This window comes from Mastigocladopsis repens PCC 10914, assembly GCF_000315565.1.
Classification (GTDB): domain Bacteria; phylum Cyanobacteriota; class Cyanobacteriia; order Cyanobacteriales; family Nostocaceae; genus Mastigocladopsis; species Mastigocladopsis repens.
Window position 1 is genome coordinate 2,690,915 of sequence record NZ_JH992901.1, and the last position, 22,088, is coordinate 2,713,002.

A 22,088-nucleotide genomic window follows, 5' to 3' on the forward strand; every position below is an offset into this window, starting at 1 on the left:
ATGGCAACAAAATCGCCCCTTGAACACTTGAACTACTATTCTCAACACCGAGACGCCTTTGCAATCAGTTACCTCAACGACCTGCGAGGAGAGATTCTGGCGTGCCCCTATCTTGCAACCAACAACCTTAACCGCGACTTTATTGACACCAAAGGGTTTTCTGTGGTATTTCAACGTTCAGAACTTGGGGAAGTGGAACGGCGGTTTCCCTTCTTCAAGCCCTATCTGGACCGGGCGCTACAGCCCACCTGCAACGCTTTCTATCTCAACCCCCTGCTGCTCCAAGAAGGCTCGCGTGTCGATCCACATATTGATCGCTCCCTGCGGTCTTACTGCAAAACAGTTGAGCCTCCCGTAGTGGTCAGTGTTCTTTATGTGCAAGTGCCGCCCAATCTGCAAGGCGGAGAACTGGTGCTGCGCTCCCACAAACAGCAAGTCGGGCAGATTAAGCCACAAGCTAACACGCTAGTGTATTTTCAGGGCGATCTGACTCATTCCGTCAATGCTGTTAAAACCACCGGCACTCGTCTGAGCTTAGTCTGTGAACAATACACCCTGAGTGAAACTGAATTGCAAGACATTCCAGCGTTCACCGTGGAGTCTAGGGCAGTGAAGGCAAAACGGAGGTAGCAATTCTCCAAAGAATAGGCTACGTCAACGCCAATCTTGTAGGGTGGGTGAGCTATGAATGCAATGGACAAATCTACTCGTTTCAATCCCGTTGCCGGGTTTCATTAATTTGAAAGAATAGTCAATTTCTAGAGTGCTAGGGTCAATATTTAGTTTCAATCCCGTTGCCGGGTTTCATTAATTTGAAAGTTCCCAAATCCCAGCGTTAATCAAAATGAAGAAATCATTCTCACAATTTGTGGACTTGTAAGGTTAAGAATTGGAGCGTTAGTCTTATAAGTTTAAACTTATCTGTTTAACGGGGTTAAAATTAGGTACCTATAAACCTATATTTTCCCCTGTTTTTAACAAAAAGCGTCTCAAAATACTATTCTAACGTTAAACTGGCGTTCTTTTACAATTCTGCGTTCGCCTGCTTAAAGTTAGTTTCAGACTAGGTTTGCTTGTTTTCGGAGATGTCTATTCTGTAAAGCAAACCACTGCTTGCGTGCACATTCCAGGTTTTGCGGGTAGACACGCTGGAAATCTTCAGTCATGCGATCGCGAAGCGGGCGCTCTGCGCCATCGCGCACTTGTTGACTTACCTTGGCGTTTTCCCGACTCATGCGTGTTAGCATTCCCTGTGCTTGCAATGCACCCCAACGCTGACGATATTCATCGAATTCTTTGGGTGGGTCAAAAGCATAGGCGATCGCATCAGTTAATTCACTTCGTTCTACACTTTGACCAAGGCTGAGTTTTTCTTGCAGTCGCGCCATTACCCAAGGCATATGACCAGGAACCAAAATAAAAGCTTTGTATGCAGAAAACTCACGATGTCGTCCCAAGCGACCCAAACGTTGCACTATAGTTGCTGAATCGCTACTCTCAAAAATCAATAGGTGAATGTTAAAATCAACGCCAACATCCACCGCAGATGTCCCAACAACCAAAACTGGTTGGTCGGCATCTTTTAGTTGAGTTTGGGTTTGTAACCTTTCCTGGCGGTCAATACGTCCGCTAATTTCTCTGACAATGACTCCTGGCAGTAATTCCTGAAGTTTTTTAGTTATGAAACCCGCTTTAGCAACAGAATTGACAATAATTAACCCTCTGCCTTTTGCTTCTGCATCCAAAATTTCTTGAATGCGAGGAGCCATTTCAGTAAGCCATGAGGGTGTATCTGTATCTTTTAATTCCACAAACTCTAGTTCAACAGGTTGTAGAATTTGCCGATAACCACGAGTACTTTTACTAGCATAAACTCCTTCCACAGATTCAACTTTGAACCCTGTTTGGCGCAGTTGTTCGATGAAATCTAATTTGGGTGTTGCTGAAGTAAACAAGAACCGCCTTGGACGTGACTGATTTTCCTGGCTACGGCGGATGAGTGTCATGCTGTTCAAAACCGCTGCTTCTTGATGCGGTCCAAAAATATGAAACTCATCAAACACCCATAAATCAGGAAATTCTGCCAATGCTAAAGGTAGCAAGTCGCTACCATAAGCCGAATCTCGATACTGGAAGTGTGTGATGTAATGAAAAATATCGGGATTGGTCAGCAGAAACGGCTTATGTTCAATAGCTAGTAATAATTCATGAAACTTATTACTTTTTTCTGCTTGCTTGACTCGCCGACTTAACTCTGCACCAAACAGGAGGTCAACTCGTTGAGAAGCATCCAAACCAAACAAATCATGATAGTGTTTTTGCTGTCCTGTCTGGTCTTCCACCAGTTCGATGGTAGGATATTGACCCATAATGCGAAAACTTGGATTAAGCAGTCCTGGTAAAAAAGCACCTAGAGATTTCCCATCTCCAGTCGCAGACTTGTTAAAAATAATGTCAGCTTCTCCTTGCACGACCGCAGCACAGGTTTTTGCTTGGTGAGAGGAGAGGGGACAGGTGCAACCTTCCGGGGGGTTGAGGCTGGGAGCCTGTTGGTATACTTGGCATTCTTTTTTACAGCCAAGCGGACAGTTCCCAACTCCCGAATTAAGTTGGGAGTAGAGAGGGTGTAAAAAAACGTTCACGGCAGTCTGAGTATCTCGATTGCACCCAGCATAATACCCATTTTGGAAAAGTTGTAGTCAAAAAATGACTATAATCTTTTATCAAGCGATCGCCTCTGGCGGGGCGCAGCCCATCGCTCACCTACAACTTATGTCCAGTGATGCCAGCTACAATCAGATTGCCTTTGCCCTGGAAATCCTCAAACAGCTAGCACAGAAGCCACGGAATCGAGATGAATTGGCTGATTTACTATCTCTTTTTGTAGACGCACAGGGCAAGTCAGCAGACGAAATGGACATTACAGCAATTTTCGGGTAAATAGACCACATTGTAGAGACGCGCCATGGCGCGTCTCTACAGAGATTGAAATGAGTGCAGATGTGGTTCATTGATTTGAAAACCGCTGTAAGCAAAAACTGACTCGCACAATTCGTAAGCTGAGAGACTGCGGTATTGAAATTAAAAGTGCGCCTCACCATCCTTACGAACTGGTGGAGTCGAATTTCCCCGTAATTCTCTCCACCGAACAGCGACAGGCGTTAGCATTAGCAGCTTATTTCTTTGCAGGGATGGGCTTTTCTGCACAAGCAAGCCAGATTTTGCGGATTGGTAATCTGAAAGAATCTGATATTCCCGCATTTGTCAAAGTTAATTTTAGCCCTCCCGTAGATTACAGCGAGGACAAGCTTGATATTATTGTTCGTTGCCTTCAGGAAAGGTTTCAGCAACAATGCCGTTACACTATTAGTTATCAAAGCACTAAAGGGGGGCAACGTATTTGGGATATTGACCGCTCTCAATTGCGTTTTCATAACGGTGTTCTTTACCTGTTCGCGTTTGTTCCCGATTGGAAGTCGTGGCGGTTTGACTATTGGCACAACATTGACCAAAATCATCTCTTTCGCGTTGACCGAATTCTCAGCGTTGGTCCAGCAACCGATGTTCGTTGGGTGTCCTGCGATTTTCCAACATTGAAAGTACATTCTCAAATGAGTGGACAACTAGCTAACTATCAACCTCGACGCAAGGATGAGGTTGTCGTTTATCGCGACCCTGAAGGAAAATTTGTTGAGATTGAAACAACAGTAGATTATTGGTTCTGGTTTCGACAGCGAATGTTGCAATATGGAGCAAATGTTCAGGTTTTAAGTCCAGAATTTTTAGCAAAAGAAATTAAAAACGAACATCAAAAGGCATATGAAAAATATTGCTCATAGTCCAGTTCATTTATATTCGCCGTTTGTACTACACCTTCTCCAACGCTTTCGGTACAATGCCAAACTGATTTAAACCTTTATCAATTTCCCTAAGTAATTTAAAATCCTCCTCCGGCAAAGGATAACTGCTACTGTTGAACAAGCCCGCACTCACAGCAGGCTGCTTTTCCAAAAAGGAGAATGCTTGTCGAAACTGATGCGGTTCTGCTTTGATTGGTGCGTCAAAATGACAGGGTATAATCCATTGAAAGTCCCAACTTGCTACTTTGTCAGCCCAGTCGATGGTTTCCCTGGGCGCTCGGTTGAGAATGAGAGTTTGTAAGATTGGTGCTACAAACAAACGACCATCCCCTCGCAGTGCATCAAATGACCGCTTCCAATCTGATCTCCATTGGAAAGGGAATAAGCCGAAATAAGCTTTCTTTGAGCGTTCAGTTGCTTTCAGGGCGTTGCGAAACACCTCACTCCATCTGGGTATTTCCAGCACGCTTGGTTGGAAGTACAAAGCAAACAGGGAGATACGCTGCCATCCCTTACGGCGATTTGCTTGATTGTCTTCAACGATATCAGACGTTTTGTCCTTGGCATGGAACAGCAAGGGGTATGGATCTAATTGGACGATCGCAGGCGGTTCTTCTGGTACGCAAACCACTGAATCTGTTACAAGCAAGGTGTGCGATCGCTTGTCAAAGAATGCAACTTCTGCAAATCGACCCGGTCCCAGTTCTATAGGACCGAGTGTCGCATAGTCAAACTGGTCGGCAAAGGGAGTTTTGCTGCTGTCTTCTGGGAGTACTTGAGTGCGTTTTTGAGGGAAGCCAAGCCAGCTCAGTGGGAGATTGAACGGGAAGCTCCACTGACTGGGAGCCACAAACACCTGTGCGTTCGGAAAGCATCTGGCAAACGGACCAACGAAGACCTTATGCTCTAAGCCGGAGATAGTTGGTAAGATAATGTACTTGACATTGCCGTGTTCTACCACCAACTCATTGACAAGTCGGATACACTCTCTTGTCGGCGCAACGGGAGCATAGACGAGCAAACCCCCTTCATCTAGCTTAACAACCGTCATGCGAACAGGCACAACAACGTAAAAGATGCCCTGAATTTGGTCAAAAGTCCATACTGTATCTTTTACCACTTCTTTACGGATTGTCCGTCGCTTGCCATATGGGTAAAGTGGCAAAGATAACCAGAAAGACCATGAAAAGTCTCCCGGATGAATTTGTCCTGCGCTTACTGCGCGTTCATCATGAGCCACGCCACGACCCCCTTCCGAATTCCCAATGCTCAAACTATTTTTATTTAATCCCCAGAAATTGGAGTTTAACAAATTCTTGAGCCAGATCACTAGTACTTCACTACATCAACTTTAAGGGGTTTGTAGTGAGCGCTTTAGCGCTAAAGCGCCAACTACAAACTACGCTTACCCGCCATTTTTGGGTTGGCAGACTACTAGCTTACGAAATTTATTTAGTCTGAAATATATTTTGCACCATTTTTTTGTCTGCACTCGCAGCCGCTTTATCCAACTGTGCAATCTCATTGGAGTCAAGTTGCCAACCCAAAGAACCAATATTCTCCCTTGCCTGTTCCACAGTCTTTGCTCCAGGGATGGGAATAGTTCCTTTACAGATGCACCAGTTGATTGCTACCTGTGACATAGTTTTATTTCTTGATTGGGCTACCTCTTGCAAGCATGACAAAAGCGATCGCACTCCTGGCAATAGCTGCCTAAATAGCAAACCTCGGATACCTTTTGGAAAAGGACCTTTCTCGGAGTATTTTCCTGTTAACAGCCCCAATGCAAGAGGGCTGTAGGCAATCAGTTTTATCCCAAGCTCATCACAAACGTCTTTAATTCCTAGTTGGGTGACAGGATATGTGGATAGCAGTGAGTACTGAACTTGCAGAGTAGCAATTGGAACTCCTCTTTCAACAAATTTTTGATGCACTTTTTTGAGCCGTTTCGATCCATAGTTGGATAAGCCCACTCCTTTAACCAGTCCTTGCTCATAAAGATCCGCAAGACCATCCAAAAGCCGCCCCTCCTGCCAAGGAGCATAGTTCGCTGTAGACCAATGCATCTGCACCAAATCCACGTTTCTTCCCAATCGCTTGGCGGACGACTTGCAAGCAGACACCATTGAGGAACGTGTCAATCTCCACGGATAAGCAGCAAGCTTGGTTGCAATGCAAATATCTTCTTTGCCAGAACCGAGATATTCCTTAGAGAATCGTCCCAAAAGTAACTCGCTTCGCCCAAGAAATCTCCCAGTTCCGTAAGAATCACCCGTATCAAATAAGGTGACACCATTGCTCACACAAAGATTAAAAACGGCTTGCAACTGGTCATCCATGCTTTCATCATATCCCCAAAGCAAGCGATTACCCCATGCCCAAGTTCCGCAGCCCATATTTGGGAGGGAGACTTCTTGACAATTTTGCATTTTTACTGTAAATTCTCCCCGAACTAACTATCCGGTGTCGCAATTTGTTAGGTTAGCCCTACACAGCAAAATTGTACACTGGCGTTTCAATAAAACGGATAGGCTCTTCTTGGTTCAGAATAATCTGCTGCAACTGTTCTATCAGCGATACCTCACCCATCAATGACTTTGTAGCAATAACTACTCATGGTACAAACTAATTTAATCACTGGTAGTCTAACTAATTATTAAACTGCCCACAGCGATCTAACCGCTTATTTCTCATTTTATCCCACAGCAAGCGGTCTTTTAGCACTCAAAAAAGGAGCGCTCTACCACTCATTACAAGATTTAGATCAACAATAGCAGTATAAGAAGTCTCATCAAGGCAGGCATAGAGCAATGGTGCGATTAAAACTCTGGCAATGGCTCGTCTTAGCAACACCGATCGCCTCCATCATTACTTTCTTACTAATATCAGCAGGGTTGCAAATTCATGACTGGGGTATTAGCTGGATCTGGGGCGTGTTCATCCTGATCTTCGTTGGCTGGCGTTGGCTACTGGCGAGATGGACTGGACCTGCGGTGAAGCAGATGGAAGCTGTCATGGCGGAAGTCAGCAAAGAACTGGAATCTGCGCCGGACGATACGACATCGCAGCCAACGGAAGCACAAGCAGCACTCCAAGAAATCCTGAAAGCTTCCCAGAGCGATCGCCCAATTTGGGAAGACTGGCAAACTTTTTGGCAGCGATGCCAGGATCTGGTGGTTGCCGTTGCTCATGTCTACAATCCTGAAGTAAAGTATCCTCTGCTGAACATTTACGTTCCCCAAGCTTACGGGTTGATTCGGGGAACGGTGGATGACCTCGACCAGTGGATGCAGAAGTTATCCCCTGCTCTCAATCAAGTTACGGTTGGGCAGGCATACCAGGCATACGAAGTCTACCAGAAGCTGGAGCCATCTGCTCGTAAACTCGCTCAAGCATGGAACTGGGCACAGTGGCTGTTAAATCCAGCGGCGGCGGTGGCGAGAGTTGCCAGTCAGCGTTCCAGTAATCAGGCAACTCAGCAGCTACTGGTGAATTTGAGCCAGCTTTTGCGGGAAGCTGCCCTGAGGAACTTATGTCGGCAGGCGATCGCCCTCTACAGCGGGACTACATTGCCCACTTCAGTACCCTCTGTTTCCACACCAACACTACCCAAAGCAAAAACCCAAACTCTCCGAGACATCCTAGCTCAAGCAGAACCCACCAAAGCGGTTGAGCAAAAACCAGTCAATATTCTACTGGTGGGGCGAACGGGGTCTGGAAAAAGCAGCCTGATTAACACGCTGTTTCAGGCAGATTTAGCAGCGGTTGATGTCTTGCCAAGTACCGAGAAGATTCAGAGTTACCACTGGCAGACTGCAACCGGGGAAACACTATGGCTTTGGGATACTCCGGGTTATGAACAAGTGAACCGTGCGGATTTAAGGAAGCTAGTACTGGACTATGCCAAAAACGCTGATTTGCTGCTGTTGGTCACTCCTGCTCTTGATCCTGCCCTACAAATGGATGTGGACTTTCTTAGAGACATGAAGACCCAAGTAGCAGACTTACCTGCTATTACTGTCGTCACTCAGGTAGATCGCCTACGTCCTATACGTGAGTGGGAGCCGTCCTACGACTGGCAATGGGGCACTCGCCCAAAAGAAATTGCCATTCGCCAAGCCACCGAGTATCGCGCTGGGCTTCTGGGCAACTTCTGCGAGCGGGTTCTGCCTGTCGTCACTGGTGACATCAAAACGGATCGAGCTGCCTGGGGAGTGGACGCGTTATCGTTGGCATTGGTGGAGGCGATCGCGCCTGCCAAGCAACTGCGTCTTGCCCGCTTTTTGCGGAACCTGGAAGCCCGCACTGTGGCTGCCGCTAAAATCATCGACCACTACACCTTCCAGATGGCAACAACCCAAGGACTGGCAACACTGCTCAAAAGTCCCGTTCTTCAGTTTATCTCTACTCTGTCAACCGGAACGCCAACTTTGGCATATCTGCTGGCAGAGCAAATTCCAGTGGAACAGTTGCCTGTCGTCATTGGCAAGCTCCAGATGGCATATGACCTTTTCTCGCTCTTGAATATGGGCGAGTCTCACACGCTCAACTTTGACCTGCGATCCCTTTGGCCGCTGCTGCTGGAAAACTCCGCCTCACCAGAGCGCAACGCTTGGGCATTTGGTCACGCTCTGGTAGAATACTGGACTGGGAAGCTCACGGTTGAACAATTCCGGGAGCGGTTTGAGACCTATATAAGTAGTTAAACATAATTAATTACACAATGTCATTGCGAATGCAGCGGAGCGAAATGAAGCAATCCCAGCCCTTGTGATTGTTGAGCACAAAGCGCACGCACTCGCGTTCGCTTCGCTCGCAATGACTGTAATTAATTTTGCGTAGTTACTTAAGGCTCTAAAGATAGTTATTTGGGTTTACTGGTCTCCCATTGTGACGGACTTCAAAGTGAAGATGGGGACCGCTGGATAGACCAGTAGAACCCACAGCAGCAATTTGCTGTCCTCGTTGCACTGTTTGACCTTCCGCAACAAACAATTCGCTTGTATGAGCGTATAAGGTAGTCATCCCATTTCCGTGATTGATAATCACAGCCTTGCCATAACCGCCATACCACCCTGCAAAAATCACCGTTCCAGAATCTGCGGCACGAATTGTACTGCCATAGCTGGCGGCAAAGTCTATACCTGCATGAAAGCGACGATTTCCGAGAATTGGGTGCATCCGCCAACCAAAAGCACTGCTGGTAGGACCATCACTGGGATGTACAAAAATACCAGTTCCATGAGTGATGATGCTTTTGCTGCTGAGGGTTTTGGTTTGCGCCTCTTGTGTTGTTTCAGCTTCTGCAACCTTTTGTTGAATCAACACCTCCACAGCTTTTGAATCTCTCTCTAGTTGAGCTAACGCTGCTTCTAGGGCAAGGCGATCGCTCTTGAGGCGTTGAATGATATCTGCTTGTAACTTTGCCTGCGCTTGATAATCGGCTTTTTGAGCAAGTAGTTGCTGCCGAATCAGGTCTATTTCGTTTTTTTGCTGTTCAATGGCTGTTTTTTGTTGGCTTATCCAGGTTGCATCAGCGATGAATTTTGCCAAAACTTGCTGGTCAGCTTGATAAACTAACATCAACTGACGACGGCGGTCTAGAAAATCGCTGAGGTCTTGGCTTTGCAGCAAAACCGCCCATCCTTGACTCAAGCGCGATCGCTGGAGAAAACGCAGTCGGGCAATTGTCGCCTCTTGACGCTGCGTATAGGAAACTTCTGCCGCAGCTAAATCTGCCTGCAACTGCTTCTGGTGTTGAGTAGCAAGTCGCAGTCGCATCTGGCTGTGTTGAATTTGACTGTCTGTAGTCTGCACGTTTTTCTCTAAGCCGTTGAGTCGGTCTTGTGCTGCTTGTTGCAAATTGGATATGCGCTGGTGTTCCCGCATCACACCTTGACGCTGTTGGTGAATCACCTGCTGCTTTTGGCGTAACGTGTTAATTGAAATTGAATGAGATGTGCCTGTAAGGGCTGCGTGGATTGGCAATGCTGGAATCATTGTCAAGTAGATGCATAAAGTGCAGCTAAATGCAAAAAGTAAGCTGCAGAATTTTCCCTGATTTTTAAGAAATGATGCTTTCATGCTGTTAGATTGAGCCAAAGTATGGCTGCAAACATCATGAGTATTGTTCCCAAAATATGGTTCAACCTTTCATAGGTTGATTTTGTCGATTTGTTCGCCAGATACTATCACCAATTTCCTGCTATGTCAGCATTGACTCAAATATGTTGCCTCAAGAGGTTCTATGAGCATAGGCAGAGCAATTCTCTTTGTTGCCTTGATTATTCCAGGTTTGTTGGTAGCGGCGTCATCGCTTAACTCGTTCAACACTGACTACGCAGCGCTAGGAAGAACTGAAAGGTATGTAGAACAATTAGTTAGGAATGGAAGAACCAATAATAGACAGTTGGATCTTGCCTATCATCGTAGTCTCGGTCATCGTATAAATGCATTTGCTAATGGGACTTGGGGCTTCATAGGGGTAACTATCGCAGCAATCGGCGTACATGGAATGGCAACAACTAAAGAGGAGACAATTCAAGACCAACGCAAGACATCAAAATAGTTCTGAGTGCTAGAACACCGATTCACTAATCCCAAAAACCCGGTTTCTGTTCCTGAAAAGATTAATTTTTCGTTGGCTGTAGAGACGCGCCATGGCGCGTCTCTACAAAAAAACGGGTTTTTTAGCTCCAAGTCTGAATACTGAATTGGTGTTCTAGGTGCTGAGTTGTGATGGGAGACAAGGAGATGAATAACTCCTAACTCGTAACTCAGCATTCATGATTTAGCAGTGTTTACAAACTCACTCAAATTAGCCAAAGCGCGATCGCGATAACGTCCGTAACGCTCCTGTTTATTTTTGATTTTTTCACCCAGTTCTGGCAAAATTCCAAAGTTAGGAGGCATTGGTTGAAAATGCTTAGGTGAAGCCGAAGTGATAAATTCAAACAGCGCCCCCATCATCGTTGTATTGGAAATTGTCAAGGGTTCTTTTCCTAAAGCTAGCCGTGCTGCATTCGTTCCCGCCAACCAACCACCTGCTGCGGCTGCGGTATAGCCTTCAGTCCCTATCAACTGTCCAGCACCTAGCAAAGTCGGACGCTTTAAAAATTGCAAACTAGGCTGCATGAGTTGAGGAGCATTGATAAAGGTGTTACGGTGCATCACCCCCAGCCGCACAAACTCGGCATTTTCCAAACCAGGAATCATCTGGAAGACTCGCTTTTGCTCTCCCCAACGCAGATTTGTTTGGAATCCTACCATATTCCAAAGTTGACCTGCTTTGTCTTCTTGCCGCAACTGTATCACGGCGTAGGGACGTTCCCCGGTGCGACTATCCGACAAACCCACAGGCTTGAGGGGACCATAGCGCATCGTGTCTTCCCCCCGCCGTGCGAGTTCTTCAATTGGCAAGCAAGCTTCAAAAAATTTCGCTGTTTCCCGTTCAAAGTCCTTCAATTCCACTTGTTCGGCTGTACGCAGTTCTTGCCAAAACTGCAAGTACTGCTCTTTATTCATTGGACAGTTGAGATAAGCAGCTTCGCCTTTGTCGTAGCGCGATGCCATAAAAGCAATGTCGCGGTTAATCGATTCTCCCACGATGATAGGGCTTGCCGCATCGAAAAAGCTGAGGTATTCCATCCCCGTAAAGTCGCGCAAATCTTCCGCCAACTCGGGACTAGTTAAAGGGCCTGTTGCTAAAACAACAATCCCTTCCGGGATAACACGCAGTTCTTCTCGACGCAGTTCAATTAAGGGATGACGCGAAAGAGTTTCCGTCAAGTCTTGGCTAAAACGTCCTCTATCTACCGCTAGCGCCCCACCAGCAGGAACGGCGTGCTCATCAGCTTTTAAGATAACAATAGAATTAAGTTGACGTAATTCTTCATGCAATAGACCCGCAGCGCGATCGCTTGCCATTGCCCCAAAAGAATTGCTACACACCAATTCCGCCAAATGTTCCGTGTGATGGGCACCACTGAAGCGTTGTGGGCGCATTTCCCAAAGAATCACCGACACTCCAGCAGAAGCTATTTGCCACGCTGCTTCCGTCCCAGCTAGTCCACCTCCGATAACATGAATTGTTTGTTTTTCCATATCTGACTCAAATGACAATTGGCTGGGTGTGTACAATATCTACTATGATACTGTGGGCTAATCAAAGCTAAAAACAGCATGGAAACTGACCTGTTAAAACGCATCACCCACAATCCCGACCTCTGTCATGGTAAACCCTGTATTAGAGGACTTCGTTATCCAGTTGAATTGATCCTCGAACTGCTTAGTGCTGGCATGATCATTGAGGAAATTCTGGAGGATTACGACGATCTGGAGCGAGAAGATATTTTAGCTGCTTTGCTTTTTGCTGCTCGGCTCACTCAAGTTAAAAGCATCCACAAAATTGCTTCATGAAATTTCTAGTTGATGCCCAACTACCAGTCCGGCTTGCCCATTTTCTTCAATCCTCTGGCTACGATGCAATTCATACTAAAAACTTAGCCCAGCAAAACGCCACCTCGGATACTGTAATTAACGCTATATCAATTGAACAAAATCGAATTGTCATTACAAAAGACTCAGATTTTGTCAACTCATTTCTAACCATTAAGCAACCTTATAAGCTCCTGTTGATAACAACAGGCAACATTAAGAACTCAGAACTTGAGGCAATTTTTTCAGCAAATTTGACAACCTTAGTTCACCTATTTGACCAATACTCCTATATTGAAATGAGTCGCGATGAAATCATTGTGCATCAGTGAGGTGAAGACCGGCAGCGCGATCGCTTGCCATTGCCCCAAAAGAATTACTACACCAATTCTGCCAAATGTTCCGTATGATAGGCACCACTGAAGCGTTGTGGGCGCATTTCCCAAAGAATCACCGACACTCCAGCCTGTGCTATTTGCCACGCTGCTTCCGTCCCAGCTAGTCCACCTCCGATAACATGAATTGTTTGTTTTTCCATAGTTGACTCAAATGACAATTAGCTGGGTGTGCATATCTACAAATATAACGGATATCAAATTGCATCTAATTCTCAGCAGGTTCGCGCCACATCCCGGTCATAAAATGCGTATCATTTATCTGAATTGGGCTGACTCTACGAAAACCATGCTTTTCGTAGAATGATATATTACGAGGATTTGACGAAACAAGATAGCAACCAACTTTTTTGGCATTAGAATAATTAATAACTGGTTGCAATAAACTGCCTCCGATTCCTTTTCCCCTTGCTTCGGGTACAAGTGCTATCCAAAGAACTTCGCAGTGAGGGGCGACTGGTTCGCTAGCTTCTACCTTTTTTCCGATTTGTTCAAAACGTTCTCCTGCTTCCAATCCCCCAAAGTGTGAGGCAATTGAGACAACTTTAGCAAAGGTTTCTTCAAACTGGTCGTCGTAGACTGCTACTTCAGTAGGATACCAAACGCTGACCCCCTGTTCTTCTGGAGCAAAGACCACCTCACCCCGCTTGATTCCGTCAGCAACAAAAAGTTGAAAAAATGCCGTTAGAGCTTCAAGTCTTGTTTCCGACTGTGGCAAGATAAAAGAAAATGTGGGGTCGTCAATAAATCCGCGTGCAAGGATTTTTGCTGCTTTTTGGGTTTGCTCTTGAGAAAATCTCAACATGATTATCTCCTGTTAGCTGGGTTAGTTTTTCAGTAAAGTTATGCGTTCGTGATTAAGTAGCCACTGTTTGCGCTCAATACCGCCACTGTAACCATCAACTGACCATTTGTTCCAATCACACGATGATATGGCACAATACTTGAAATCGAATTGCGTCCATTTGCCAGACCGACTGCACGAGAAGCATTAGCCAAATCAATTTGCTTTGCTTCACCTTCTTTGGAAAAGCTCAATTTCTCACACTAACATTTCTCTCGCTAAAATGAAACAGCCTGTGCCCGACATGGGATCATAATGTAGCGAACATTTAGGGAAATGGATCTACTGGTTCGAGAAGCACATCCGAATGATGCTGAGGCGATTGTCGGTATTTGGAACCCCATCATCGCAACTGGTTTGTATACTGCGGTTGACACACTGTTGACAGTCGAGGCGGAACGGGAGTACATTTTGAACTTTCCCCAGCGTGGGGTGTTCCATGTTGCCGTATGTCGTGCAGATCACAAGGTTGTTGGTTTTCAAAGTATGGAACCATTTGCGACATACACACATGCATTTGACCATGTGGGAGTCATCGGAACATATGTAGATCTCTCATACCGACGGCAAGGCATTGGCAAGTGTCTATTTGATGCTACATTTGAAGCTGCTCGCCGTAAAGGATACGAAAAGATATTCACCTATGTTCGCGCCGATAATGTAGCAGCGTTAGCTAGCTACCTCCGACGTGGCTTTCAGATTGTTGGGACGGCGCAAAGACACGCCAAGTTGAACGGAACGTATGTAGACGAGATTATCATCGAACGGTTCTTGTAGGTAAGCCTTGTCTGATACTGCGTTGCATGAGTGCGACTTAATAGAACTTTTGCAAAAGTATATTTTTTATATAGAACCACAGATAAACACCGATGCACACCGATGATTTATTTGTGTTTAAGTAGGTGGATGTAATTAAATAGAACTCTTGCAAAAGTCAATTTTTTGAAAATAAACCACAGATGGACAACGGACACTTGCCACAACGGGGGGAACCCCCCTTCGGGTTCACCAGTCGCCTACGGCGGGAAACCCGCCTGCAGCGCTGGATTCACCGCAAGGCAGTGTCCTCCAGATGGACACAGATAATTTATCTGCGTTTATCTGCGTGCATCTGCGGTTCAAAAATTCATGAAATCCTATTTTTCCAAGAAGTCTAATGTAAGATAAAACTTTTGTTCGTAGTGAACGATTTATCGCTCTGTATAAAATTTTAAAGGGCTAAAGCTTTGACTACGAGTTTTTATTCAATTAAGCCCTTCTACTTATCTGTGTTTTTTTTAAAGATAATTGACTTTTGCAAGAAGTCTATTCTACTTGAGCGCTTAAAACTCCTTGGTCACGAGAATTTTGCTATTAGTAGTTACAGCTATAACTCCCTGTTCATTTGTTACTTTTCCTTTAAGGTCTACAATTTCCCCATTGAGACTGTCTTTGTATTGTGTAGCAACTACCTCCCATTCCAAATCAATTAACTCTCCTGCTTTAAGAGCTTTAAGGAATTGGATAAAAAAGTCCAAGCCAACCATTGCATAATTTTGAGAGAAGTGTTGAGCTGCTAAAGCCATCATCAGACAAGAAATGTGTGGACCACAGACAATGATGCTGCCAAACCGAGTCTTGCGAGCGTATTCGGCATCGTGATGGAGTAAATTAGGATCTCCTATTGAATGGGCAAACTGGCTGATTTCTATTTCATTCAATCTCGTTTGACTGACAATTTTCTCCCCTACTTGAACGGGTGTCATACAATTGACAACATTCTGAATCTTTTCCGTATCTGCCTGAAACTGCTTGGTCATGTTGATTTATCCTAGCTCGGTTAGTTTGGATTGAATTCAGAGGTAGTCGTAAAACTTCAGCCTATATTTGAGTGACAGTGAAGTGATGAGCTATAAATTCTTTGCCTTTTGCCTCTCCATGTTCATATAACGCAACTAACCCTTCTAGAGTAGCATCTGTAAAGTTGACTCCCATATCTTTACTGTTGCTTTGCCAATGGTAGCCCAAGCAGTAGGAATCACAGACGATGATGCAGCAGCATAGGCATCTGCTTGGACTCGACAGGCTTCCAAAGCACTTAACACACCATGAGCAAAAGCACCTTTAAAACTACCGGATGCACAGGTAATAGCTAATGACTTAGTATTTCCTTTCGACATAAATTTTTCCTACTAAGCGTTATTTCTCAACTCGTCTGTTGCTTACGCAGCTTCACTAGAGCGCGTACCTTCCTCTTAAATTGTTCAAAATCTTCTGCGCTGACATCCGTCTTCTGCCATGCTTCCCGCTGCATCAAGCGTCCACACCAATCATTTAGCTTGGGATAATTATTGAGATTTATACCCAATCTAGGCAATGAAGGCACAACTGTTCCCGCAACAATATCTGCTAAAGTTAACTGCTTGCTGCCAAAGTAAGAACTATCTCCTAATAATTGTGTGAAAAATTGCAATATTTTATCTATATGTTGCTTTGCCTGTGCAAATTTTGGAGATTCTTCATTCTCATAAATAAGTGGGATAGTTTGAGGAAATAGTTCATTAGCAGTCACCATTTGCACCATCCGCACTGTTGCTAAAGCTTCAGGTTGAGTTGGAAGTAGCGCAGGTGTGGGGTACTTTGCTTCTAAATAGTCCAAAATTGCCAGTGATTCCACTACCCGAAAACCGTCATCCACTATGACTGGAACATGATGAAATGGGTTAATTTCCACAAACTCTGATTGCAATTGATCGCCATCTAGACTGAGCAAAACTGGTTCAAATGCAATCTGCTTTTCCAATAAGGCTAGCCGTACACGACGAGCAATAGGAGAGAGGGGTGCGTAGTAAAATTTAAGCATTTAAAATTCTCCTTACCTTGCAGATGAACGAAATTCAAATGTTCTGATAAATCGGCTGCTCGCCCAAATATTTCTTCTGCAATTCTTCTGGGATTGGAATTGGACGACCATTTTGTAAATTGACAAATGCACCCTTTTGCGTAGCTATTGCTGCTAATTCGTTGTTAGATAAAATTTCTGCTTGAACAGTCCACTTCAGCCGCCCTAAATTGTTTAACCATAAACGTCCTATCACTTTGTCAAAAAGCTTTATAGGACGTTTATACTCAATTTCCGTTCCTGCAAGAATGGGAGCATATCCTTGCTCAAATTGTTTATTAAGTTGCCAGTGTTCATCTAAAAACTTTAAGCGTAAATCCTCTAACCATCTGATATAGACAATGTTACTAACGATTCCTACAAAATCTATGTCGTATGTTTGTACAGGTATTGCTAGTTCTACTTGCATACGTCTTTGCAAGTTGTGAGATCCTGGCATAATTCCTCCTAAATTTAATAAAAAAGACCGAAGAGTCTATAAATGAACAAAAAATTTTCCCGTTCCTTCCTACACAAGAGTGTTCAAACAGCCAAAAATGAGTACTAAGGTTCCAATTAATGAGCCAATTGCACCTACCATATTCCCCGCATAAACAACCTTATTTTGGCTTGGTCCTTCAATAGAAAGACCACGATGACCTACCCAAGCACCATAAGGCAACGCAATACAAAATCCATATCCCGAAACCACAAATGACCAGACCAAAGTTAAGCCAAATATGGGGTCTAATTTCAAACTGGATAGAACAGCAGAAATAGCAATCATTGTGGTTCCACCCATTGCTAAACCAGAATGTGCTACACGCCATGCACGGACGATGTTTTCATCTTGTTTTCTATTGATAGCGTTGCCATAGGGTATTCCTGTTAATAACCCGACAAGCACAACTATGGCTCCATGAAGAGTTAATTGAATAGCTAATGGATTCATTATTAAATTCCTAAACTTAACTGTTTCTATCGCGGTACAGACGTAGCACATAAGCACCAGCCGGAGTTTTTCGGAAAGTACTAATCTCAGATGCCATTTTGGATGGTAACTCCTGCAAGTTAGCACGCCTCATTGGGTGTTCTGGCGGTAACACAGCAGGAGCAGCAAGCGCCGCAAAGGTGAGATCAGCAGCAGAAAAGCTATCTCCTACTAAGTAGGTGCGTCCATCAGATAATAATTCGCTCACTTGCTCAAAAATGCTCTTGATTTGTTCATATGCTTGTGCAGCAGACTCTGGGGTTATGTTGAAGCCTCGCTGAAGTACTGAACGCATCCAAGGAAAAACTACTGGAAATAATGCCCCCTCAATAAAAGGAACACCCTGACACCATCTACGTTGCATAAACTTGTAGTCATCCATCACATAAAAGTAACCCCAACGGCGTGTAGCAGGTCCAAGCTGCTCGTCAAATAAATCTTCTAGTTCTTCTACTTGTCGGCGTAACTCAGGATTAGTGGGGTATAACTTGGCGTTATCAGAAGCTATTTCGTCTAAGTATCGTAAGATATCAGCTGAATCAGTGAAAGCACCTGCTTCAGTTATCATAACAGGAGTTGATTTTCCACCAACTCGACCAGTTGCAAATCGATGAAACGGTGGCATATGAGGTTCTTCAACGTAAGGAAGTTGCAGCTTTTTCAGCGCCCATCGTGCCTTTTCGCAATAATGGCTGATAGGAATTGTAATCAAACGGAAAGATTTTTCTTGCGTAGAGACGTTTGTCATTTTGCTTTTGTGTCATTTAATAAAACCAAATGGTCTGTTTATCAACAAAAAAATTTAGCTTTAGCTTCAGAGTAATTTGGACAAATTTATATTTGCAAATGGCTCTTGACGTAATCATTTAAATGCTTGAGCACTCTTTCTATGTGAATCGAATCTCCATATAACTTGCTCATCATCACAGCCCCCTCAAGCATGGAAATAATGATGGTTGTCACTTCATCAGCGTTAACTGTGGGGCAAATTTCACCCTTTTTTATTCCTTTTTGGATAATTCGACAAAACAGGTCGCGCCAGGAGTTCATAGCCTGTTGAGTGCGTTGGCGCAAAGCAGGATGAGCATCATCACTCTCAACAGCAGTATTCAGCAGTGGACACCCTCCCTTGATGATGGGATTATCTATATTGCTGCAAAATACATCAATAATTGCTTGTAGCCGCTCAACTGCATGACGCTTACTTCGGATTGCGGCTCTATAACGCTGTTTGATTTGGGCGATCGCATAGTCAAAAGCCTGTAGCGCTAGCTCATCTTTGCTTTTAAAGTGGTTGTAAATTCCTCCTTTCTGCAATCCTGTGACACGCATAATGTCTGAAATAGACGAGCCAGCATACCCCTGTTGATTAAACAGTTCAGCTGCTTGTTGGAGAATTTTCTCTTTTGTTTCTTCGCCTTTAGACATCTACACGCTTGCGACCGAATGGTCTGAATGATAACTGGATATGTGCATTGTAGTCAAGGGTTTTTAGGAGAGTGTTATCGAGACGTGATAAATCGCGTCTTGAGAGAAGCAGAGGAAGATTATAGTAGAATGTTAGTCTGGCTATGTCGCCAGTGGGATGGTTATGAAAGTCTTCTTAGAAACACAAGAGTTAATTTTACGTCAGTTTACTGAAGAAGATGCTGACAACCTCTTTGAATTAGATAGCGACCCTGAAGTTATGCGCTTCATTAATGGGGGAAAGCCACCAGAAGACAAAATCATCCACAAACAAGGTTTGCCGAGAGTTTTAGGATACTACGAGAAGTATGAAAACTTCGGTTTTTGGGCAACTATAGAAAAATCGAGCAATCAGTTTATCGGTTGGTTTCATTTCTACCCAGCAATTGAAAATAAATTTGCAGTTGAATTACAACTGGTAAACAATGATGAAATAGCCCTTGGTTATCGGTTGCGTAAATCAAGTTGGGGCAAAGGCTATGCAACCGAAGGCTCACAAGCATTAGTATCCAAAGGTTTTGCTGAATTGGGTGTTCAACGAGTTGTCGCTTGGGCATTAACAGCAAATAAAGCATCCATACGTGTGATGGAAAAAGCTGGTTTGAAGTTTGAAAAAGAGTTTACGTTCACACAAAGCCAACTGCCAAATGTGCAACCGTTGGAGCGCAAAGCAGTGAAATATGCTTTAAATAAAGATGAGTTTCATCTTCCGCAACGATTGGCTTAATAATAGAAGAAACAAGCATACTAAAAATGGTTGTGCATATGCTTGCAGATAGTTTGTTCCAACAAGCAAAGACAGTCGAAGTGTCTAGCGGTTCGGCTTGCTATTTCCCTCTTGACAACGGACGGTACGAGGTTAAGCCTGGTTTTATGCCTTTCGGCTTCTGCTTAGGTAACGCTAAAGCGGACAAGCAAGTCTTTCAAATAGATGCAAACTTTGCTCACTACCGGAATGTAAAACTCTTAGCTCGTGCTGAACGATTAAGTAAATACTACCAAACCTGTAATTATTCTCATAATGTAGCAGGTGCAATCGTCCGCTTGATAATTGACCGTCTCAGCCAAGAACACCCTCAATACTTTTATAGCGATCGCTTAACCAACGGCAATTTAGTATTCTACAGCCAACTTACCAGAGAAACTCTCTACTTAGATGCAGATTGGCAGTTACGACAAGTTGAAAGCAAAGATAATCAAGTCTTTCCACCTTACGCCTCTACTCTTGATGCTCTAGCAGCCCAAGTGCAGGAAGATATAACAGTTATTTGCCGTTCAACAGATAATAGCAACTGGCTGAGTGCTGTACATTTATGTTATCCCAACCATTGGTCAGCCGAAGAGAAAATTGGCAATCAGTTTACCACAATCCATGCACCCGTAGCAGGTATAGAAAAAATTAATCGGCGGGCGAGCGCAATAGTCAACACGATGATTACGCGAGAACCAATGGTACGCTTTAGCTGGGGATTGAGTACCGATACCCGCTTAAATCATCATCCCGAACCACCGCCAGATGTACCAGTCAACAAATGGCAGGGTAGACAGTTTAATCGAGATAACCCTCGGCTGTTTATTAGAATTGAGCGACAGGTCATTTGGGGACTACCAGAATACGACGCAGCGCTGTTTACTATCCGCACCTATTTTAGGGATTGTGCAGAGATAAAAAAAGACATAATATTGCGATCTAAGCTATCTGCTGCTATTAAGTCTATGACGCAGGAGTCTCTAGTTTATAAAGGGTTGGCAGAGAGTAAAGATAGTATCCTGGCATGGCTAGAGGAAGTTTGAGGTGTTTTTCTGAACATGATATTATCTTTAATCCAAGCGCAGAAAGCGACGCTGTAGAGACGTTGCAGTGCAACGTCTGGACAATGTGGTCTATTTAAATGCAAAGGGCTGTAATTTTTGCAAGCCGATGCATTCATAATGCAAGCCGATGCATTCATAATGCAAGCCGATGCATTCACAATGCAAGCCGATGCGTTTAGATAGCACAGCAATACAAATACTAAACTAAAAGCTGTAAATACTGTCGTTAAGCAATATACAACAGCGGTTAAAAGCTTGTAGCTTAGACAAAAAGCCAAAATTAGACTACCAAATGGACAAAGCCATTGGTTTAGGGGAAATTGTAGTTTAATGTATTAGAGGTGATTCCTCTGTGGGAATATCATTACGATGCTAATGCAGCCCGTCAATACCCAACCCCCTTCAATCCTCAAAGCCGAATGGGATGGCATTACCGTTGAGTATGGTTGCTTAAATGCGATCGGTGAATTTGATTTTGCCATGCCTAAGCACGCTATCAGCGTTGCCTTTGCACCTCATGATCGCGTCACTTGGTCAGTTGATGGAAGTACAACTCAAACAACTGCTTTGCCAGCAGGGAGTGTATTCATTTACTCTGATCGTAATTTTGTCTGGCATCAGCGAGAGCGTGAGAGTGAATACATTAACTTGATATTAGACCAAAAACTTCTTAGTCAAATTGCAGCCGACAACGGTTTACTCCCGAATGTTGAACTTGAACACCGCATTATCTTTCCAGACCCCACCATTTTGCACATAGCACAATTGTTTAAGTCTGAAGTTTTCAATGGTGGCTTGGCTGGGCAACTTTACACCGACTCTCTTAAAAATCTATTAGCCGTTCATCTACTACGAAACTACACCGGAAAGCCAGAAAAGCTTTCAATTGAAGACTCACCACTAGACGCTTTTAAACTCAATCAAGTAAAAGATTTTATTGAAAACCGACTCGCGGAAGATTTATCCATTGCTGATATGGCTAATGTTGTACATATGAGTCAGTTTCATTTTGCCCGTGCCTTTAAAACTGCTACAGGTCAACCACCTCATCGTTATCTTACCCAACGGCGGATGGAACGGGCAAAGGTGCTGTTATCTGTTACACGGCTTCCTGTTGCTGAAGTGGCATATCAAGTCGGTTTTTACAACACAAGTCACTTCACCTCTCAGTTTCGCAAAGCGACTGGTACAACACCAAAGGCTTACAGAGATAGCTTTTAATGCGATGGCATAAGTTAGTAGTGAGGACTTTAGTCCTCTTTACGAAAAAAGCAAGGACTGAAGTCCTTAGTACAAACAACTTTTATCTGTGTCCATCTGTGGTTTTATTTTCAAGATTATTCACTTTTGCAACAAGTCTAATCGACTAAGCAAGATTTTGATATTTCCGCGCAAGAACGGGTGCTGAATCTTAAAGTTG

26 protein-coding genes and 1 pseudogene are annotated in these 22,088 nt (G+C 44.2%); 12 read left to right on the forward strand and 15 right to left on the reverse strand.

The annotated features are described in order from the left end of the window. Window positions 1–630 carry a 2OG-Fe(II) oxygenase gene (locus tag MAS10914_RS0114110; protein ID WP_017316587.1) on the forward strand — a complete coding sequence of 210 codons (630 nt, stop codon included), beginning with the start codon at window positions 1–3 and terminating at the stop codon, window positions 628–630. A 428-nt stretch (window positions 631–1,058) separates the two neighbouring features. Here MAS10914_RS0114110 and cas3 read toward each other — a convergent pair whose 3' ends face one another. Then, on the reverse strand, window positions 1,059–2,642 hold the full coding sequence (cas3, locus tag MAS10914_RS30170) for a type I-D CRISPR-associated helicase Cas3' (RefSeq protein ID WP_033365972.1): 1,584 nt from the start codon (window positions 2,640–2,642) through the stop codon (window positions 1,059–1,061). Window positions 2,643–2,706: 64 nt separating this feature from the next. Between cas3 and MAS10914_RS30175 the strand changes: the two genes are divergently transcribed. Together MAS10914_RS30175 and MAS10914_RS30180 are read left to right on the forward strand one after the other, a co-directional pair. Beyond that, complete coding sequence (locus MAS10914_RS30175; protein ID WP_033365262.1) at window positions 2,707–2,940, forward strand: hypothetical protein; 234 nt, start codon at window positions 2,707–2,709, stop codon at window positions 2,938–2,940. A 173-nt stretch (window positions 2,941–3,113) separates the two neighbouring features. Continuing rightward, complete coding sequence (locus MAS10914_RS30180; protein WP_232224160.1) at window positions 3,114–3,839, forward strand: WYL domain-containing protein; 726 nt, start codon at window positions 3,114–3,116, stop codon at window positions 3,837–3,839. Window positions 3,840–3,867: 28 nt separating this feature from the next. Here the strand turns inward: MAS10914_RS30180 and MAS10914_RS0114125 are convergent, their stop codons facing one another. Together MAS10914_RS0114125 and MAS10914_RS0114130 are read right to left on the reverse strand one after the other, a co-directional pair. Then, window positions 3,868–5,100, reverse strand: coding sequence for a DUF4336 domain-containing protein (locus MAS10914_RS0114125; RefSeq protein ID WP_026082552.1), 1,233 nt, complete (start codon window positions 5,098–5,100; stop codon window positions 3,868–3,870). Between the two features lie 208 nt (window positions 5,101–5,308). Continuing rightward, window positions 5,309–6,289: an aldo/keto reductase gene (locus MAS10914_RS0114130; RefSeq protein WP_017316590.1), complete on the reverse strand. Its 981-nt coding sequence runs from the start codon at window positions 6,287–6,289 to the stop codon at window positions 5,309–5,311. A gap of 381 nt (window positions 6,290–6,670) precedes the next feature. Between MAS10914_RS0114130 and MAS10914_RS0114140 the strand changes: the two genes are divergently transcribed. Further along, complete coding sequence (locus MAS10914_RS0114140) at window positions 6,671–8,566, forward strand: GTPase family protein (protein ID WP_017316592.1); 1,896 nt, start codon at window positions 6,671–6,673, stop codon at window positions 8,564–8,566. Window positions 8,567–8,714: 148 nt separating this feature from the next. Here the strand turns inward: MAS10914_RS0114140 and MAS10914_RS0114145 are convergent, their stop codons facing one another. Next, a complete protein-coding gene (locus tag MAS10914_RS0114145) occupies window positions 8,715–9,944 on the reverse strand; it encodes a murein hydrolase activator EnvC family protein (RefSeq protein ID WP_026082553.1) in 1,230 nt (409 codons plus the stop codon). Window positions 9,945–10,107: 163 nt separating this feature from the next. Here MAS10914_RS0114145 and MAS10914_RS0114150 point away from each other — a divergent pair, with 163 nt between their 5' ends. Then, a complete protein-coding gene (locus MAS10914_RS0114150) occupies window positions 10,108–10,428 on the forward strand; it encodes a hypothetical protein (RefSeq protein WP_017316594.1) in 321 nt (106 codons plus the stop codon). 215 nt (window positions 10,429–10,643) lie between these two features. Here the strand turns inward: MAS10914_RS0114150 and trmFO are convergent, their stop codons facing one another. Further along, window positions 10,644–11,963, reverse strand: coding sequence for an FADH(2)-oxidizing methylenetetrahydrofolate--tRNA-(uracil(54)-C(5))-methyltransferase TrmFO (trmFO, locus tag MAS10914_RS0114155; RefSeq protein WP_017316595.1), 1,320 nt, complete (start codon window positions 11,961–11,963; stop codon window positions 10,644–10,646). A 78-nt stretch (window positions 11,964–12,041) separates the two neighbouring features. Between trmFO and MAS10914_RS0114160 the strand changes: the two genes are divergently transcribed. Further along, window positions 12,042–12,278, forward strand: coding sequence for a DUF433 domain-containing protein (locus MAS10914_RS0114160; protein ID WP_017316596.1), 237 nt, complete (start codon window positions 12,042–12,044; stop codon window positions 12,276–12,278). Then, window positions 12,275–12,628, forward strand: coding sequence for a DUF5615 family PIN-like protein (locus MAS10914_RS0114165; protein WP_017316597.1), 354 nt, complete (start codon window positions 12,275–12,277; stop codon window positions 12,626–12,628). The genes MAS10914_RS0114160 and MAS10914_RS0114165 overlap by 4 nt, the downstream gene beginning before the upstream one ends. A gap of 4 nt (window positions 12,629–12,632) precedes the next feature. On the opposite strand, the pseudogene MAS10914_RS32820 reads toward MAS10914_RS0114165, so the two are convergent. The 3 genes and pseudogenes from MAS10914_RS32820 to MAS10914_RS31575 form a co-directional block, all read right to left on the reverse strand. Beyond that, window positions 12,633–12,834: pseudogene (locus tag MAS10914_RS32820) on the reverse strand (FAD-dependent oxidoreductase); the annotation flags it as partial. A 65-nt stretch (window positions 12,835–12,899) separates the two neighbouring features. Further along, window positions 12,900–13,496: a GNAT family N-acetyltransferase gene (locus tag MAS10914_RS0114175; protein WP_017316599.1), complete on the reverse strand. Its 597-nt coding sequence runs from the start codon at window positions 13,494–13,496 to the stop codon at window positions 12,900–12,902. A gap of 38 nt (window positions 13,497–13,534) precedes the next feature. Beyond that, window positions 13,535–13,729: an MGMT family protein gene (locus MAS10914_RS31575; RefSeq protein ID WP_026082554.1), complete on the reverse strand. Its 195-nt coding sequence runs from the start codon at window positions 13,727–13,729 to the stop codon at window positions 13,535–13,537. 82 nt (window positions 13,730–13,811) lie between these two features. Here MAS10914_RS31575 and MAS10914_RS0114185 point away from each other — a divergent pair, with 82 nt between their 5' ends. Together MAS10914_RS0114185 and MAS10914_RS34230 are read left to right on the forward strand one after the other, a co-directional pair. Then, window positions 13,812–14,312, forward strand: coding sequence for a GNAT family N-acetyltransferase (locus tag MAS10914_RS0114185; RefSeq protein WP_017316600.1), 501 nt, complete (start codon window positions 13,812–13,814; stop codon window positions 14,310–14,312). Window positions 14,313–14,494: 182 nt separating this feature from the next. Further along, window positions 14,495–14,692, forward strand: a complete 198-nt coding sequence (locus MAS10914_RS34230) for a hypothetical protein (protein WP_156818156.1) — start codon at window positions 14,495–14,497, stop codon at window positions 14,690–14,692. A 165-nt stretch (window positions 14,693–14,857) separates the two neighbouring features. Here the strand turns inward: MAS10914_RS34230 and MAS10914_RS30185 are convergent, their stop codons facing one another. From MAS10914_RS30185 to MAS10914_RS0114220, 7 genes are all read right to left on the reverse strand, one after another. After that, on the reverse strand, window positions 14,858–15,334 hold the full coding sequence (locus tag MAS10914_RS30185) for a MaoC family dehydratase (protein WP_017316601.1): 477 nt from the start codon (window positions 15,332–15,334) through the stop codon (window positions 14,858–14,860). 144 nt (window positions 15,335–15,478) lie between these two features. Next, window positions 15,479–15,694 carry a hypothetical protein gene (locus tag MAS10914_RS0114195; RefSeq protein ID WP_017316602.1) on the reverse strand — a complete coding sequence of 72 codons (216 nt, stop codon included), beginning with the start codon at window positions 15,692–15,694 and terminating at the stop codon, window positions 15,479–15,481. 26 nt (window positions 15,695–15,720) lie between these two features. Beyond that, window positions 15,721–16,377, reverse strand: coding sequence for a glutathione S-transferase family protein (locus tag MAS10914_RS0114200; RefSeq protein ID WP_017316603.1), 657 nt, complete (start codon window positions 16,375–16,377; stop codon window positions 15,721–15,723). 34 nt (window positions 16,378–16,411) lie between these two features. Then, window positions 16,412–16,855, reverse strand: a complete 444-nt coding sequence (locus MAS10914_RS0114205) for an acyl-CoA thioesterase (protein WP_017316604.1) — start codon at window positions 16,853–16,855, stop codon at window positions 16,412–16,414. Between the two features lie 69 nt (window positions 16,856–16,924). Further along, the gene (locus MAS10914_RS0114210) at window positions 16,925–17,347 is read right to left on the reverse strand and encodes a hypothetical protein (protein WP_017316605.1); all 423 of its coding nucleotides are present in this window, start codon (window positions 17,345–17,347) and stop codon (window positions 16,925–16,927) included. Window positions 17,348–17,363: 16 nt separating this feature from the next. Then, window positions 17,364–18,134, reverse strand: coding sequence for a glutathione S-transferase family protein (locus MAS10914_RS0114215; protein ID WP_017316606.1), 771 nt, complete (start codon window positions 18,132–18,134; stop codon window positions 17,364–17,366). 86 nt (window positions 18,135–18,220) lie between these two features. After that, window positions 18,221–18,814 (reverse strand): TetR/AcrR family transcriptional regulator, encoded by a 594-nt coding sequence (locus MAS10914_RS0114220; protein ID WP_017316607.1) that lies wholly within the window; start codon window positions 18,812–18,814, stop codon window positions 18,221–18,223. 163 nt (window positions 18,815–18,977) lie between these two features. Between MAS10914_RS0114220 and MAS10914_RS0114225 the strand changes: the two genes are divergently transcribed. The 3 genes from MAS10914_RS0114225 to MAS10914_RS0114235 all read left to right on the forward strand — a co-directional run bounded on the left by MAS10914_RS0114225 (window position 18,978) and on the right by MAS10914_RS0114235 (window position 21,889). Continuing rightward, window positions 18,978–19,580 carry a GNAT family N-acetyltransferase gene (locus MAS10914_RS0114225; RefSeq protein WP_017316608.1) on the forward strand — a complete coding sequence of 201 codons (603 nt, stop codon included), beginning with the start codon at window positions 18,978–18,980 and terminating at the stop codon, window positions 19,578–19,580. Between the two features lie 26 nt (window positions 19,581–19,606). Next, a complete protein-coding gene (locus tag MAS10914_RS0114230; protein ID WP_017316609.1) occupies window positions 19,607–20,647 on the forward strand; it encodes a heme-dependent oxidative N-demethylase family protein in 1,041 nt (346 codons plus the stop codon). Between the two features lie 396 nt (window positions 20,648–21,043). Next, window positions 21,044–21,889, forward strand: coding sequence for an AraC family transcriptional regulator (locus MAS10914_RS0114235; RefSeq protein WP_017316610.1), 846 nt, complete (start codon window positions 21,044–21,046; stop codon window positions 21,887–21,889). The last annotated feature ends 199 nt before the right edge of the window (window positions 21,890–22,088 follow it).